Origin of the sequence: Chryseobacterium defluvii, assembly GCF_014204415.1 — a bacterium.
GTDB classification, from domain to species: Bacteria; Bacteroidota; Bacteroidia; order Flavobacteriales; family Weeksellaceae; genus Chryseobacterium; species Chryseobacterium defluvii_A.
The window spans coordinates 973,915-988,842 of sequence record NZ_JACHLE010000001.1; the positions used below are offsets into that span (position 1 = coordinate 973,915).

The window sequence follows — 14,928 nt, forward strand, 5'->3', positions numbered from 1 at the left end:
AAGATTAGATTACTTTAGCTTCTTCGTGAAGTAATCTTACCAATTCATCCAGATTGTCCGGAGATACAATTTTCACGGCTGCTCTCGGCGGTACGCTGTCATAAGAAACTCCCTGAACTTTCACTTCAGAAGATGCAGGCTCCACAACCTGCAAAGGCTTTGTTCTTGCAGACATGATCCCTCTCATGTTTGGAATAATAAGGTCTTTTTCATCCACCAATCCTTTCTGGCCTGCAAATACTGCCGGCAGCTTTACGGAAATGGTTTCTTTACCTCCTTCAATTTCTCTTACAGCCGTAGCTTCACTTCCGTTTACTTCCAAACCTACGGATGCATTTACGAAAGGCTTATTCAATAACTGGGCAACCATCCCCGGAACTGAACCTCCGTTGTAATCGATAGATTCTTTCCCACATAGAATAAGATCGTAGCCTCCGTTCTGAGCAACAGCAGCAATTTCTTTTGCTGTAGAATAACTGTCTTTAGGATCAAGGTTTACTCTTACTGCGTCATTGGCACCTATCGCCAATGCTTTTCTGATCACCGGTTCTGTAGCCGCATCCCCTACATTGATCACTGTTACTGAAGCTCCCTGAGATTCCTGAAGTTTAACTGCTTTTGTTAACGCAAATTCATCTAAGGGGTTGATCACCCATTGGATTCCGTTTTTGTCGAAAGCAGATTTATCTGCTGTAAAGTTAATTTTAGAAGTAGTATCCGGAACACTACTGATACAAACTAATATTTTCATATGTTGTTTTAATTTTTTTTGATTTGCATATGCCACCTTAAGGTTTCATGTGTACTTTATTTATTTTTTTAGGTCATAAAACCGTGTGGTTTTATACGGAGATTTTATTCTATTAATTTTTGTAAATATAAATAAAAAATATATTATGCATGCATAATACTTATTAATTTATTATTCAATACATTAGAAGTGGTTACTACGCTGGTTTTGTTGCTCTAAACTCGATCTTGCTGGGCAAAACCCTCGGATTCATTTTTAAAATATCCAGCACCAGATTCCCCATATCTTCCGGCTGTATCTTCCAGCTGTCTTTTTCTGACGGTATATTTCCATTGAAGTTAGTTGCTACTGAACCCGGCATAATAACTGTTGTCTTGATATTATATTTTCTAAGATCTATCATTGCAGCCTGTGTGAAACCCACCACCCCGAACTTCGAGGCGTTATACCCTGTTCCGTTTTCGAAGAAATTGGCACCGGCCAGGCTTGAGATCGTGATATAGTATCCTGCCGTTTTTTTCAATTCTTCTACTGAAGCTTTTAAAGTATAAAAAGCACCGGTAAGATTGGTTTCTATCATCTCATTCCACTCATCGGCAGAAAGCTCGTCTACGGGCTTGAAAATCCCTAACCCCGCATTGGCAATAACAAAATCCAGTTGTCCAAATTTCTCAAGGATACTCTGTACAGCTTTTTGTTCACTTTCAAGATTTTTTACATCAGAGACCACTCCTAAAACCTTATCGGAATATTGCTGCAATTCTTTTTCAGCTTTCAGGACATCGTCATATTTTCTCCCCGAAAATGCCACCGAGATCCCGTTTTCGAGCAGAATCTTCGCAACCCCGAAACCTATTCCTTTGGTTCCGCCCGTTATATAGGCCACTTTATTTTCCAGCATAACATTAATTTTGGTTCCCTAAAATAAAAAAAACGCTCCAATTGGAGCGTTTATATATGCTAAGATTTATCAGTTAATTATCTTTTCATTAATTTTTCAGATACTTTACCTTTGTTGGTCTCAATATTCACAATATAACTTCCCGGAGCCAGGTTTCTTACATCTAATTTATCTCCATCTAAGTTTGCCTGAACTTTTCTTCCTGCCACATCGAAGATCTCAACTTTAATTATTTTAGACTCTGTTTTAATGGTTACAAAGTCTCTGGCAGGGTTAGGGTAAAGAGAAGTTTCTTTTTGCTTAGCTTCAGCATCATTCACCCCAAGGAATCCATTAACATTGAATGAATCAAGCCCCAGAGATACAGAAGCTGCCTGTAGTGGTGAAAAGTGAAATAAGTTCCGTCAGAAGTTGGAGTGAAAGTAGCAGTATACTGTGTCCACGCCGCGTTGGCTACTGTGGATGATGTCCATACAGTATTGGTTTGTGCTGCTGCTGTCGCTGCGTTACCTGTTGTTAATTTAATACTCTGAGCTGTAGTAGTAGATCCGAAATTTCTCAAATAGAAGGTAATAGTATAACTTTTACCGGTTGTCAGATTAAATGGTTTGGAGAATAGCCATCTGTTGGTTGCTGCAGTATTACTATTATTTGAAAAAACCATCTGAGCGCCTGCTTGTGGATTACCAGCTCCTGCATTAGTAGACCAAGCTCCGGACCAACCGTCGTTCTGATAAAATCCACTTGCGGTATTATCAAACCCATAAGTATAGGTTCCAACCCCCAATTCCTGAGCTGTGAAAAATCTATACGGGCCTATCCAGCCTCCGTTAGTTGTCCCATTTTTACTTCTCACATAATACTCATACATCGTATTCTCTGTTAAACTTCCAATACTTGCCGTATTAGTTGCTGCACCGCTCACACTTCCCATTGCACTGGGCACATGTCCCGTTGAGCCCCAAGAATAATCATAGCCTGTTACACCGGTAGCTGCAGTCCAGTTAAGGGATACACCTGTTTTGGTTATATTAGATGTAGTAATTAATCTTCCGGGTTGAGGGGATGTACCATTGACAATATACACATTATCAATAGCACCTAAGAATTTATCATTAGAGAAGTTTTGAAATGCAAGATAGATGGTTTGTCCTGCATAGGCACTAAGATCTATACTTTTATTCTGCCAGGCAGTGTCCTCATTATTAACAGTCAGTAAGGTGGTTGTGAAATTAGCAACGGCATTACCGGTAGTAGAGATCAAAACCCTGTAAGATTCTTTATAAGTGGCATCATATGATCTTGCATGCCAGTACAGGGTATTAGTTCCTGCCGGTAATGCAATGGACGGAGTGACCATCCAGTCATTTGAAGTACCTGCCGGACTGTACCAAGATGTACTCATGGCTACATTATTTCCAAATTCTTCAGCCGTTGCTACCCATGCCGCATTCACAAAGTTTACCTGAGTGGCAGGCGTGAGCCCATCCACATTGTACAAGGTCCAATTGGTTATCGGGCCATAGTTCGTTTCAAATCCTGAACTGAATACCTGTCCATACCCGATCAGGGAAGAAGACAATAGTAAAGTAGATAGAAATTTCTTCATGATATTATTTTTTTAGTTGATAGTAAATATAAAAAATTTATTATAATTCGGAAAAATATTCTCATAAAAAATAAAAAATCCTTAAGATATTTCTCTTAAGGATTAATATTTTCTATTTTGAATAGTTCTCAAAAAACAGCGGGATGCTTTCAATTCCCTTATAGAAGTTGAATAATCCGTAATGTTCATTAGGTGAATGGATTGCGTCAGAATCCAGCCCAAAGCCCATTAAAACGGATTTGGCCCCCAATACTTTTTCAAACATTGCCGTGATCGGAATACTTCCGCCGCTTCTGTATGGAAGAACCTCTTTCCCGAATGCAGTCTCCATTGCTTTTTTTGCCGCCAAAAACTCTTTGGTATTGCTTGGCAGCACATAAGGCATCCCTCCGTGATGCGGAGTTACCTTTACTCTTACATTATCCGGAGCTATTTTTTCAAAGTATCTTGTAAATTTCTCTGTAATTTCTTCAGGGGTCTGATAAGGAACCAGACGCATTGAAATTTTAGCGAAAGCTTTTGAAGGGATAACCGTTTTAGCCCCTTCTCCCGTATAACCGCCCCAAATCCCGTTGCAATCCAAAGTAGGACGAATAGAGGTTCTTTCTAGCGTTGTATAGCCTTTCTCACCTTCTACTCCATTTAATCCAATAGATCTTTTGAATTCTTCAGGATTGTCTTTCAGCTTGTTCATTTCCGCTCTTTCTTCTGCAGGAATAATTTCCACATTATCATAAAACCCGTCAATGGTAATATGTCCGTCATCATCGATCATTTTTGCGATCATTCTTGAAAGAACATGAATGGGATTGGGAACAGCCCCTCCGTAAAGACCTGAGTGCAAGTCCCTGTTCGGACCTTCCACTTCTACTTCCACATAGCTTAAGCCTCTTAAGCCTGTAGTCACTGTAGGCTGCTCATTACTGTAAATATGGGTATCAGAGATCAGGATACAGTCGCAGGCCAGCTTTTCTTTATTTTCATTCACGAAGCCTCCCAAACTCACGGAACCTACTTCTTCTTCTCCTTCTAAAATAAATTTAACATTACAAGGAAGTGTATTAGTCTTCATCATTGCTTCAAATGCTTTTACATGCATAAAGAACTGCCCTTTATCATCTGCAGAACCCCTTGCAAAAATAGCACCTTCAGGATGTAGCTCTGTTTTTTCGATATAGGGCTCAAAGGGAGGTTTTTTCCACAGATCCAGTGGGTCAGGCGGCTGGACATCATAGTGCCCATAAACCAAGACTGTCGGCAGGTTTTTATCTAAGATCTTTTCCCCGAAAACAATAGGATACCCTTTGGTCTGGCAAACCTCAACATTGTCTGCACCTGCATTTTTAAGGTGTTCTGCACATACTTCCGCACATTTCAGAACTTCATCTTTGTAGGCCGGATCAGCAGAAATGGAAGCTATTCTCAGTAACTCAAATAATTCATCCACGAAACGCTGTTTGTTTTCGTTAATGTAATTTAATGTCTCTTGCATTGTAAATATTTATTTCGTTAAAAATAAAAAAAATGCCCTGCTCACGCAAGACATTCATATTTCTTTGTATGGTTATTTTATTTTGTGAATCTTACAGCCATTTTTCTGTCAGAAGCTCTTTCTGCATCAGAGGCTTTGGCATCCACGGTAGCAAACTTGCTTCCATATCCTTCCGCAGATACGATCTGCCCCCCGGCGCCTGCTTTAGTAAGTTCAGCTTTGATAAAATTAGCTCTGTCCAGGGATAATTTTACATTTTTAGCTTCATCTCCTGTTTTATCGGTATATCCCCCTATCTTAATTTTCACATCAGGATATGCTTTTAATATTTTAGCCAGATTATCGAGCTGTTCATGAGAACCTGCTTCCAACTGATTGGCAGAGCCTGTTTTGAAGTTTACATTATCAAAATTGTACCAGACATCTTTCAAACCTTCCTCTGTAGCTGTTGCATAGCTTCCTGATTTCAGATATTTGATCATACTATCCTCCATTCCGTTTGCAAAACCTTTCAAAGCAGTACCGTTCAAATCAATAGAAACCTGAGGCTTTTTTTCAGCATGCTCAGAACCGTGACCTTCGGAAGCCGAACCATGGCCGTGGCCACTGGATCTTACGTCATCAGAGTATCGCTCTACTCCTTCTTCCAGTTTCAGGGTTCCTTTATTACCTCCGGCTTGTATTTTTTTACAGCTTACTGCCAGGGATGCAACGGCTAAACATATAATTAACTTTCTCATGCTTAAATTTTTGAATGCCCAAAAGTAAGAAATCTTGTATGTTTCGGCAACATTTTTATACTGATTTTAAAATAATTTTCCCTTTTTTGGACTGTGTAAAAATAAGATAATTTTCTCCGCCGTCTTTCAGGCTGTATTTCTTTTTAATTTCTTCAGGTTTTAACGGGTGATTTTTGGAAATAATATTAAACTGGTCTTTCTTTTTAATATTCTTACTCTCAACTACTTCCATTTCTATTATTCTGCCCGGAAAATTGTCTGCTCTATCACTGGAAGTATAAAGATGGGTATTAGGATGAAGTTTTTTTAACCTGAATTTTTCCGAAATCAGATTGAAAATACCGGATTTCAGTATTGAATGGTTAGGAATATAGATCAATCTTTCCGGCTCTGAGTATTCTGCCCGGGCATTTTCTTCTTCTCCAAACTGAAATGTGAAAGTATCTTCCCCGCTTTCCAGGTTCACACAATTGCAGACAATGGTATGATCAGCCGTATTCGAAAGAAATATTACCACTTCTTTCACATCATTTTTTACAGCAACAATATCTATCCTGAAAATGCCGGGTAAAACCGAGACCAGATATTTCAGGTCGATCAATGGTGATAACTTGATGACCACCTGATCTGAAATTGAAAGCAGCTTTTCCCGAATTTCAAGAATATCAGGGGATAAGTCTTCCAAAAGAAATACTTTATTCTTATGCTCATCTCTTCTTGCCGGATCTAAATAAATTACATCAAAATACTCCTTATTCTGATCGAGAAAATCTTCCAGCTTCTCATTGATGAAACTGGCTTTTTTTTCCAAAACTTCCCAGTTATGTTTTACTATTTCCAAAAGTGCAGAATTTTGTTCTACCAAGGTAGTTTTCTCAAAATTCCGGGAAAGGTAATAGGCATCGATCCCGAAACCACTGGTAAGATCAACGAAGTTTTTCCCTTTTAAAATTCCGGATTTATAGATGGCCGTCTGTTCTGATGATGACTGTTCCAGATTAAGCTGTGGAGGGAAAATGATCCCTTCTTTCATCAGGAACGGGAATTTTTTCTGTGCAACCTGCTTTCCTTTGATCTGCTGTACAATCTCAGACATTGAAATTTCCGGAAAGGGAGATTTTTTCAATAGCAATGCATGTAAATCTGTTTTAAGATTTGCATGGATGAATTCCTGAATTTCTTGATTTATAATTGTTTTAACCACAGATTTGCACAGATGTTTATGCTATAATACTTTAATTATTAATCTAAATTTCCGTTTATCTTTCGGAAGATACTTTTATCAATATAATCGGTATTGAAATTAACCAGAATTCCTAATTTTAAATCTGTTAACTTCAGATAAGTCAATAATTGCTGATGATGAATATTATTTATTTCTGTAACAGCTTTTATTTCAATAATGACCTTATCTTCAACGATGATATCTGCTATAAAACCGGATTCAATACAAGTATCTTTATATTTAATATTCATGGGAACTTGGGTTTTAACTTTCAATCCGTTATTCTGAAGTTCATAAACCAAAACTTTTTTCATAAACTTTTTCCAGCAAACCGGGACCAAGCTCATTATATGCAGAAAATATAGATTTTCTGATATAAAAACTGATTTCATTTTCTTTCATCTTAAATATATGTTTTTGTGTTTTTGTAAAATTCACAGGCGTGTATGCATAATCATCTGTGCAAATCTGTGTAATCTGTGGTTATGGAATATAATATTCTCACCAAAGAATAAGGTTATCTCTTATAAAAAATATAATCCGTCAATAAAGGTTCTATTCCGTTTTGTTTTAACAGGGAATTGATCTGCCCGCGATGATAAGTAGAATGATTGACTGCCTGAAACAGCATTTCGAAAATACTGTTCTCAAATTTAGAACCCTTTGAATTCTGATATTCTATTCTTTTGTCTAAATCATAGTTTTCAACAATAGCCACACTTTTCAGATAGTTCTGATGATTGATTTGCTCCAGATCTTCAAAAGGACTGAGCTGCCACACTTCAAAGGAAGTTTCCCCAAGTATCCTTGAGTTCCATATCTGCTGGGCATTGAGCGTATGATTGATCAGACTGATCGTTTTCTCGTCTACTTTTGAAAGGTTTTCAGAGATGAGCTTTATCATTTGCTGATTGAAATGATCGGTATACTGAAACAGATCGATCAGTTTCTCTTTCATTTTATTCGAACATTTCAGCCCAGCGAACGGCTTTTATTTCTTTTTCGTCATAAAGATCTTCTATTGATCTTTTTATATCCTGCTTCGGATAAAGATTGACCCCGATCAGCTTTATTTTTCCTTCTTCTACCCATTTCTGCTCCTCTATGGCATGGTTATAGATCTTTTTCTGGATCACGCCCTGTTTAAGCAGTTCCAGATATCCTCCCGCTTCTTCAATCTCAATAAAGAAAGTCCAGGATTTCTCTGTAATCTGCCGGGTAATATCTTCAATATAGTAACTCCCGTTGGAAGCATCTTCAAATACATTGATAATGCTTTCATAAGCCAGAACGATCTGCTGCTTGAAAGATATTTCTTCTGAATTTTCTGTACTTTTCCCGATAAGGTAATTATTGCTGAAAACAGCATCTGCCCCACCAATCATAGCGGAAGCCAGCTCTAATGTAGAGCGTATGAGGTTATTCTCATTATCTGCAACGGCCTTATTCCTTAATGATGTTTCTGCAAAGATATAGGGTACTTCATCCAGGCCATATTCTTTCGAAAGCTGGTTGAAAATGAGCTTAAATGCTCTCAGTTTGGCCATTTCAAAGAAATAGTTTCCTCCTACGGCTATCCTGAAGATGATTTTATTTAAAATTTCCTCTCCATAGGCTTCCACAAGCTCTTTGGCTTTAGCCAAGGCAATTCCCAACTGCTGGTAAATGGCTGCGCCTGCATTCTGATGAAGGGAGATATCAACACAAATGTTTTTTTTGAAAGATTTTGCCAACAGCTCTTTGGTCAACTGATCATTAATGATCCCTTTTTTCTCATCAAAGACGTCGATCAATGAAAAGTACTGATCTGTTTCTTCCGGGCTGATATGTTCCGCTAAATCTTTATTATTGATGAAAATAGTTTTCTGCTCAAGGCTTTCCACATTCTGATCCAAAAGGAATGCAAAAACATCACCTTCAAGGCTTTCATGATATTTAGCAACCAGATGGGTGTTTTCTTCTACTTTAGGGAGGTTAGAAAGCGGTTTCTGTACGGAACTGTAGAAAGGACTGACATCAATTCCTTCTAAATTATCCTTTTTCAGAATGGCATCAATATCTTCTGTTTTAAGCTGTTTTTTTACCAGGTTTTCCCAATCCGGAAGTGTATCTGTATTTGACATCAGTTGAAGTTATAAGTTATGAGTTTTAAGTTATGAGGTGTGAATACTGCAACTAATGATTGACTGTTCACCTATTGACAATCTATGATAAGTTACTTTTTGGCAACATTGGTACTGTCTACCACCAAAATGAAGATTTCCTCATTTGGTTTTTTCATAAAATAATTTTCTCTTGCGTATTTTTCTTTTTCCGATTTATTGTTCATCAGCTTTTTATAAAACGCATCATTTTTTTCGTATTCGGTTTTATAATACTGAAGCTGCTCTTCATATTTATTGATCTCATCGTTCAGTTCATTGATCACCAGAAACGATGTTTTATCAAAGAAGATCATCCAGACCAGAAACAGGCATATGGTAATGAAGTATTTATTCAAAACGTATTTCTGGATCAGCTTAAGCGTATCGGATTTTGGCTGGATGTCTTTTATTAATTTTTTTTCTGCCATTTTGGTTTTAATGCTTTTTCAACGAGTTCTTAATAACAGTAGTTAAAAAATCAATTGCCACAGAATTTTGCCTCATATTGGGAATAATGAGATCGGCATCATTTTTTGACGGCTCAATAAATTCCTGATGCATCGGCTTAAGGGTGGTCTGATAGCGGTGTAAAACTTCGCTCAGGTCTCTGCCTCTTTCCTGCGTGTCTCTTCTGATCCTTCTGATCAGCCTTTCGTCTGAATCTGCATGAACAAAAACCTTCAGGTCAAATTCTTTTAACAGATCTTTATTGGTAAGCACCAGAATTCCTTCTACTACCAATACATTTTTAGGTTCTACAGTAACGTGGTCTCCGGTTCTGGAATGGGTAACAAAACTGTAAATCGGCTGCTCAATGGATTCATTGTTTTTCAGCGCTTTTACATGTTTTAATAATAACTCAAAATCTATGGACTTCGGGTGATCATAGTTCAACGCCTCTCTTTCAGCCAAGGTAAGATTATGGTTATCGTGATAATAATTATCCTGTGAAAGGATGTTCATTCCTTCAATATCAAGTTGCTGAAGAATCTTTTCAACAACCGTAGTTTTGCCGGATCCCGTGCCCCCTGCAATTCCTATTACAAGCATTCTATATAGTTTTTACAAATATACTATTTTAGTTGAATGCAAGTAAAATAATGAATACGGAATTTACGGAACAAAAAAAATCCGGCGCAGAGCACCGGATCTTATTATAATATTAAGTTTTTTACTTTTTGACAAATTTGCTTGAAACGTTGATTCCTTTTAGAGTCAGAACATAATCTCCTGTCGGAAGATTAGAAACATCGATAGTATTTTTACCTTTTCCAATGGTAGTTTCCAACACTTTTCTTCCTTCCATATTGTAAATTTCGGCTTTTTCTTCTCCGCTTATTTTCATGGAAACATTGATCACATCTGAAGCCGGATTCGGATAAATGGCAATAACTTCTTTTTCCGAGGCTTCCGTAACACTCAGCTGGCAGTTGTAAGCCGGAAGTATATATCCTGAATTCGTAAATTCCTGTGTCATGGTCGTAATATCACTACAGCTGAACCCGAACTGTCCCAGCATATCAATAGCGGCCTGTCTTACTGCAATAGCTGCATTCTGCTGATTGGTGCCTGAATTCGTTAAGGCCAATCCTTCCAAAAATGCCCTGTCGGTCTTTTCTTTGCCGATACTGTTATATATCCTCATCAAAGCCGATGCCCAGATCTGCCCGTCTGTATGAATAGAACCTGTTAATCCTCCCGGATATGTTGCCGTATAATTGGTAACTCTCCCGGCCCAGAACGGGTTGTGTCCATCCCAGTTAAACATCCAGTGGTATTGGGCATTAGCTGATGTCCATTGATTTAAGCTTCTGCTGTAAGACTGTGCCCAGTAATCCCCGCTTCCTTCACCCAGACCATTCACCTGTGAGGCACTTCCACCGGTAATCCAGTCATGGATACCGTGGCCCAGCTCATGCAGTACTACATCTGCATCTTCAGCATCATCCACTCCACCTTCTCCAAAAACAAGAACTTCACTGTTAGGATCATAATGAGAATTATCTGCTCCACCTTCCCCATGAGGGTCGAAGAATACAACTCCGCCATTTAATGATGGCCTACAAAAGATCCCAAGGGTGACATTGATATAACGAAGGCTGTTGTCGATATGCCAATAGGCATTTACCGCTTCAAAAGCCTGGGCATTCCTGTTGAACAAAAACTGATTGGTCGCCTGTGTAAAAAGTCCTGTGGAAGGCGATTCCAGTTCTTTAATTTCTGCGTAAGTCCCTTTAAGCTTATACACGCCTCCCGTAAGATCTACCTCCGGAATGGTCACTAAGGTTCTTGCCGCGTCTAAGCTTGCATTGGTAGCATCACTGTTATCCACATACTGTCCTGCATAGGTTGAGAGCGTTTTGGATAAAGGATCCGGATTAAAAATATATCCGCTTCCCGTTACAAATGCTTTCTTTGCTTTTGTCTTCGCTTCTTTTTTATTATTTTTTCTGGGCAGATCTACAGGATCTTTTTTGCTGTGATGACGAAATGCAATGTCTTTCACACTGATGACATTTCCTGTCTGCGCATCTACAATGGTTTCCCAGCTTCCAGGATTATCATGTGAGCTTGTTAATACCCTGTACACCAGTTTTGTGTCTCCGGCATCGGTAACATACACCAATAATGTATTTTCTTCATGCGTTATCCTTCCTTTTGTTTTGGAAGCTATATGAGCTTTTTTAAGGGCTTCGGACGCAGGAAAAGCTGGTGATGTATTGATATCCTGAGCATTCTTTTTTAAGCTCTCGGTTCCTGTATATGTAATTCTGCCTTCTTTATTGAAATGGATTACAATTTCCGACTGGAATACCGGAACGTCCTTGATCATATGCTGGAAACGAAGTGTTTCTCCTGCATTTCCCTTTCTTACGAAGTTTAATTTCAGCTGGCTGAAGTTCTGAATTCCCAGGTTTCTGGAATTTTCAGTGATCCATCTTTTTGCAGGAGCCTCAAGGGAAGATTCCTGTGCGATAAGACCTGAACATGATAACACACATCCAAGAATTAAGGAGTTAATTTTTAATTTCATATAATGTCTTCAATATTACCAAGCTAATATAAAAAAGATTATTCGAATAGCACAATATTTTGAAATTATTAAAAGAAATGTTGAATCTGGTTAAATTTGTCAAAAAAATAAACCACAAAAGTCACAAGAGCTATTGTAAACACTTAAGTTTAATAAAAAGCTCTTTATAAAGTATATTTAAGGGCGCATAAATTTTTGAAAATCTTTGATTTTTCTTATTTGATGAACTTTTTAAGGCCTTATTTGCAGGCTCATATAAAAACTTTTGCTTCTTTTATCGTTAAAAATAAAAGCTAAGCAGGCTTATTATTAAAAATTTAAAAGGTATACAAAATCACAATAAAAAAACTCTAACTATTGTTAGAGCATTATTTATTATACGATTTCACTGGTAAGTTCTCTTGAGAGCAACTTTTCGTGCATGGGTTTCAGCACTTCCATTGAACCGGTCTTTACCGTACATTTGCCTTTGTAATGGACTAAAATGGTACATTGCTCTGCCTGCTCCAGAGTATGCTTACAAATTTCGATCAGGCAATCGATCACATAATCGAAAGTATGAATATCGTCGTTATGCAGGACCAGCTTGTAAACTTCATCCGTATCATCCAAAACAAGAACTTCTTCTTCATACTGACGTTTTGGATCTTCGTAATCTTTTATGCTGTTATAAAAAGTCATTTTCATCTATTTAAACCTCTCCTATTTTATCTGCCAGATCATTCATGATACTGGGTTCCTGATAAACCAGCTCCACAAGTTCCACACTCTTATTATTCATTTTCAGGATCTTAAAATGGTAGTTTTCCAGATCAAACTCCTGGTTTTCTTCTGGGATATCTTCCAGCTCATGGAGGATAAAGCCAGCTAAGGTGTTATACTCACTTTCCTCTGAAAGAGGCAGTTTTTTCGGCAGAAACTCATTGATTTCGTCCAACGGCTGTGTAGCTTTCACCCAATAAGTATTCTCTCCCATTTTATCTACCAGTTTATCTTCTTCATCTTCTTCATCCTGGATCTCTCCTACCAATTCTTCCAAAATATCTTCCAGGGTAATAATACCTTCCGTACCTCCAAACTCATCAATTACAATAGCAAGGTGCTGTTTTTTCTGCTGGAATATCTTCAACAGGTCAGAGATCTTTTTACTTCCCACTACAAAGAAGGCTTCCCGCATCAGTTCTTTCAGGTCATCATGATTAAGCTCTCCCTTTCTTTTAACAAACTCTCTTATAATCTCTTTGGTATAGAATACCCCGATCACATTATCTATAGAGTTCAGGTAAACAGGAATCCTTGAGTATCCGCTTTCCATGATCTTATTAATGATCTCATTAATATCTTCCTCAATATCGATGGAAGTAATATTCTGTCTGGGTACCATGATCTGTTTTGCGGAATGGTCAGTAAAATCAAACGCATTTTTAATGATCTCGTAATTCTCTTCTTCAATTTCACCGCTGTCTGCACTCTGCTTTACCAAAAGCTGCAATTCTTCGGTTGAATGGATCTCCTGCTCGGATGCAGGGTGTATTTTAACAAGTCTCAGAAAAGCATTTGACATGGAATTCATCAACCAGATAAAGGGTTTAAAGACTGTATAGAAAGCTCTCAAGGGAACCGCAGTTGCCATTGTTGTAGCTTCAGATTTCCTGATCGCAATGGATTTAGGAATAAGTTCTCCAAAAACAATGTGCATAACGGTAATCAGGATGAAGCTTATAATCAATGAAACAGAAGTAATGGTAGCTTCACTAAGGTCTAAATTCACATAATGAAAGATATTCCCTACAATATGATGCAGTGCGCTCTCTCCTACCCAACCTAAAGCAAGGGAAGCCAATGTAATTCCTAATTGGGTTGCAGACAAGTATTCATCAAGGTGCTTGATGATATGCTCTGCCTGCTTTGCCATAGAGTCACCCTCTGCGGCCTTTAATTGGATTTGTGAATAACGAACTTTAACGATTGAAAATTCTGCGGCTACGAAAAAGCCATTAAGTAATACAAGAAACAAGGCTAGCAAAAGCCTGACTATGTCCGAGTCCATTTAAAAAATTATAAATTTATGGTACAAAGATATATAAAATAAAAATAACAAAAAAAGCATCGAATGCCTCGATGCTTTTAATATTTTGTTAATAAAGTAATCCTTTATGAATTTTTCAAAGCTTCCGCTCCGGAAACGATCTCCAGGATCTCGTTGGTAATAGCGGCCTGTCTTGCTTTGTTATAGAAGATCACCAGTTCGTTCTTCAAAGCCTGGGCATTATCGGTTGCCTTATGCATTGCTGTCATTCTCGCGCCGTGCTCAGAGGCTACTGAATCCAGGATCGCTTTAAAAACCTGGGTTTTGATGGATTTTGGAATAAGGTTATCCAAAATTTCACTTCTGTTAGGTTCAAAAATATAATCTGTTTCCACTTGTGGCTCCGCAACAGTTTCAGGCATTGAGATCGGAAGAAGTTTTTCTGTATTGACTTCCTGTGTTGCTGCATTAACGAATTTATTGTAGATCAGATAAACTTCATCAAATTTTCCTTCTCTGAAGCTGCTCATTACACCTTCGGTAACATTAGAAACCACATCGAAATTCAGATTATCATACACAGAACTTGAATTCCCATACACGGTACGGCTTCTTCTTACAGCATCATAAACCTTTTTACCAATGGTAAGGACTTCAACTTCATATTGAGAGTTATTCTGAAACTGACTGTTAAGCTCTTTTACAATAGAGGAGTTAAAAGCTCCTGCCAAACCTCTGTTAGAAGTAATAGCAATAAAAAGGACTCTCTTAACGGTTCTTTTCTGAGCATAGATAGAAACCTGGTCAGGATCTGAACTGGAATTTACATTCTGGATAATTTCCTGTAGCTTTTCAGAATAAGGCCTTAACATCACAATGGCATCCTGTGCTTTTTTCAGTTTCGCAGCGGAAACCATTTTCATAGCACTGGTAATTTGCATCGTAGATGAAATTGAACTGATTCTTCCTCGTATTTCTTTTAAGTTTGCCATATTGGGTTAGT

16 protein-coding genes are annotated in these 14,928 nt (G+C 38.0%); all 16 read right to left on the reverse strand.

All coding sequences use genetic code 11. From position 1 onward, the window contains the following. Nucleotides 1–4: 4 nt before the first annotated feature. Nucleotides 5–751, reverse strand: a complete 747-nt coding sequence (locus tag HNP38_RS04380) for an electron transfer flavoprotein subunit beta/FixA family protein (RefSeq protein WP_184185044.1) — start codon at nt 749–751, stop codon at nt 5–7. 196 nt (nt 752–947) lie between these two features. Then, nucleotides 948–1,652 carry an SDR family oxidoreductase gene (locus tag HNP38_RS04385; RefSeq protein ID WP_184185047.1) on the reverse strand — a complete coding sequence of 235 codons (705 nt, stop codon included), beginning with the start codon at nt 1,650–1,652 and terminating at the stop codon, nt 948–950. Nucleotides 1,653–1,729: 77 nt separating this feature from the next. Next, on the reverse strand, nt 1,730–1,972 hold the full coding sequence (locus HNP38_RS04390) for a T9SS type A sorting domain-containing protein (protein ID WP_184185051.1): 243 nt from the start codon (nt 1,970–1,972) through the stop codon (nt 1,730–1,732). Continuing rightward, nucleotides 1,969–3,261: a choice-of-anchor J domain-containing protein gene (locus HNP38_RS04395; RefSeq protein ID WP_184185054.1), complete on the reverse strand. Its 1,293-nt coding sequence runs from the start codon at nt 3,259–3,261 to the stop codon at nt 1,969–1,971. The genes HNP38_RS04390 and HNP38_RS04395 overlap by 4 nt, the downstream gene beginning before the upstream one ends. A gap of 112 nt (nt 3,262–3,373) precedes the next feature. Continuing rightward, nucleotides 3,374–4,753: a dipeptidase gene (locus HNP38_RS04400; protein ID WP_184185057.1), complete on the reverse strand. Its 1,380-nt coding sequence runs from the start codon at nt 4,751–4,753 to the stop codon at nt 3,374–3,376. A 77-nt stretch (nt 4,754–4,830) separates the two neighbouring features. Beyond that, a complete protein-coding gene (locus tag HNP38_RS04405; protein ID WP_184185060.1) occupies nt 4,831–5,493 on the reverse strand; it encodes an OmpA family protein in 663 nt (220 codons plus the stop codon). Nucleotides 5,494–5,548: 55 nt separating this feature from the next. After that, on the reverse strand, nt 5,549–6,589 hold the full coding sequence (locus tag HNP38_RS04410) for an RsmD family RNA methyltransferase (RefSeq protein ID WP_228460932.1): 1,041 nt from the start codon (nt 6,587–6,589) through the stop codon (nt 5,549–5,551). Between the two features lie 146 nt (nt 6,590–6,735). Next, nucleotides 6,736–7,032, reverse strand: a complete 297-nt coding sequence (locus HNP38_RS04415) for a GxxExxY protein (RefSeq protein ID WP_317166700.1) — start codon at nt 7,030–7,032, stop codon at nt 6,736–6,738. Nucleotides 7,033–7,235: 203 nt separating this feature from the next. Further along, nucleotides 7,236–7,676 (reverse strand): DinB family protein, encoded by a 441-nt coding sequence (locus HNP38_RS04420; RefSeq protein WP_184185067.1) that lies wholly within the window; start codon nt 7,674–7,676, stop codon nt 7,236–7,238. Between the two features lies 1 nt (nt 7,677). Beyond that, nucleotides 7,678–8,841 carry a methylmalonyl-CoA mutase family protein gene (locus tag HNP38_RS04425; RefSeq protein WP_184185071.1) on the reverse strand — a complete coding sequence of 388 codons (1,164 nt, stop codon included), beginning with the start codon at nt 8,839–8,841 and terminating at the stop codon, nt 7,678–7,680. A gap of 92 nt (nt 8,842–8,933) precedes the next feature. Further along, nucleotides 8,934–9,290 carry an FtsB family cell division protein gene (locus tag HNP38_RS04430; protein WP_184185074.1) on the reverse strand — a complete coding sequence of 119 codons (357 nt, stop codon included), beginning with the start codon at nt 9,288–9,290 and terminating at the stop codon, nt 8,934–8,936. Between the two features lie 7 nt (nt 9,291–9,297). After that, nucleotides 9,298–9,912, reverse strand: coding sequence for a uridine kinase (gene udk, locus HNP38_RS04435; RefSeq protein WP_184185077.1), 615 nt, complete (start codon nt 9,910–9,912; stop codon nt 9,298–9,300). Nucleotides 9,913–10,033: 121 nt separating this feature from the next. Continuing rightward, entirely contained in the window at nt 10,034–11,896 is a 1,863-nt protein-coding gene (locus tag HNP38_RS04440; RefSeq protein ID WP_184185079.1) for a T9SS type A sorting domain-containing protein, read from the reverse strand. A 375-nt stretch (nt 11,897–12,271) separates the two neighbouring features. Next, entirely contained in the window at nt 12,272–12,577 is a 306-nt protein-coding gene (locus tag HNP38_RS04445; protein WP_184185081.1) for an ATP-dependent Clp protease adaptor ClpS, read from the reverse strand. A 10-nt stretch (nt 12,578–12,587) separates the two neighbouring features. After that, on the reverse strand, nt 12,588–13,946 hold the full coding sequence (locus HNP38_RS04450; protein ID WP_184185083.1) for a hemolysin family protein: 1,359 nt from the start codon (nt 13,944–13,946) through the stop codon (nt 12,588–12,590). 104 nt (nt 13,947–14,050) lie between these two features. Then, complete coding sequence (atpG, locus tag HNP38_RS04455; RefSeq protein WP_184185085.1) at nt 14,051–14,917, reverse strand: ATP synthase F1 subunit gamma; 867 nt, start codon at nt 14,915–14,917, stop codon at nt 14,051–14,053. Between the last annotated feature and the right edge of the window lie 11 nt (nt 14,918–14,928).

Coding starts and splice junctions, on each gene's coding strand:
- HNP38_RS04380 (WP_184185044.1), bottom strand. CDS start 751: ATGAAAATATTAGTTTGTATCAGTAGTGTTCCGGATACTACTTCTAAA.
- HNP38_RS04385 (WP_184185047.1), bottom strand. CDS start 1,652: ATGCTGGAAAATAAAGTGGCCTATATAACGGGCGGAACCAAAGGAATA.
- HNP38_RS04395 (WP_184185054.1), bottom strand. CDS start 3,261: ATGAAGAAATTTCTATCTACTTTACTATTGTCTTCTTCCCTGATCGGG.
- HNP38_RS04400 (WP_184185057.1), bottom strand. CDS start 4,753: ATGCAAGAGACATTAAATTACATTAACGAAAACAAACAGCGTTTCGTG.
- HNP38_RS04405 (WP_184185060.1), bottom strand. CDS start 5,493: ATGAGAAAGTTAATTATATGTTTAGCCGTTGCATCCCTGGCAGTAAGC.
- HNP38_RS04410 (WP_228460932.1), bottom strand. CDS start 6,589: ATGTCTGAGATTGTACAGCAGATCAAAGGAAAGCAGGTTGCACAGAAA.
- HNP38_RS04415 (WP_317166700.1), bottom strand. CDS start 7,032: ATGAAAAAAGTTTTGGTTTATGAACTTCAGAATAACGGATTGAAAGTT.
- HNP38_RS04420 (WP_184185067.1), bottom strand. CDS start 7,676: ATGAAAGAGAAACTGATCGATCTGTTTCAGTATACCGATCATTTCAAT.
- HNP38_RS04425 (WP_184185071.1), bottom strand. CDS start 8,841: ATGTCAAATACAGATACACTTCCGGATTGGGAAAACCTGGTAAAAAAA.
- HNP38_RS04430 (WP_184185074.1), bottom strand. CDS start 9,290: ATGGCAGAAAAAAAATTAATAAAAGACATCCAGCCAAAATCCGATACG.
- udk (WP_184185077.1), bottom strand. CDS start 9,912: ATGCTTGTAATAGGAATTGCAGGGGGCACGGGATCCGGCAAAACTACG.
- HNP38_RS04440 (WP_184185079.1), bottom strand. CDS start 11,896: ATGAAATTAAAAATTAACTCCTTAATTCTTGGATGTGTGTTATCATGT.
- HNP38_RS04445 (WP_184185081.1), bottom strand. CDS start 12,577: ATGACTTTTTATAACAGCATAAAAGATTACGAAGATCCAAAACGTCAG.
- HNP38_RS04450 (WP_184185083.1), bottom strand. CDS start 13,946: ATGGACTCGGACATAGTCAGGCTTTTGCTAGCCTTGTTTCTTGTATTA.
- atpG (WP_184185085.1), bottom strand. CDS start 14,917: ATGGCAAACTTAAAAGAAATACGAGGAAGAATCAGTTCAATTTCATCT.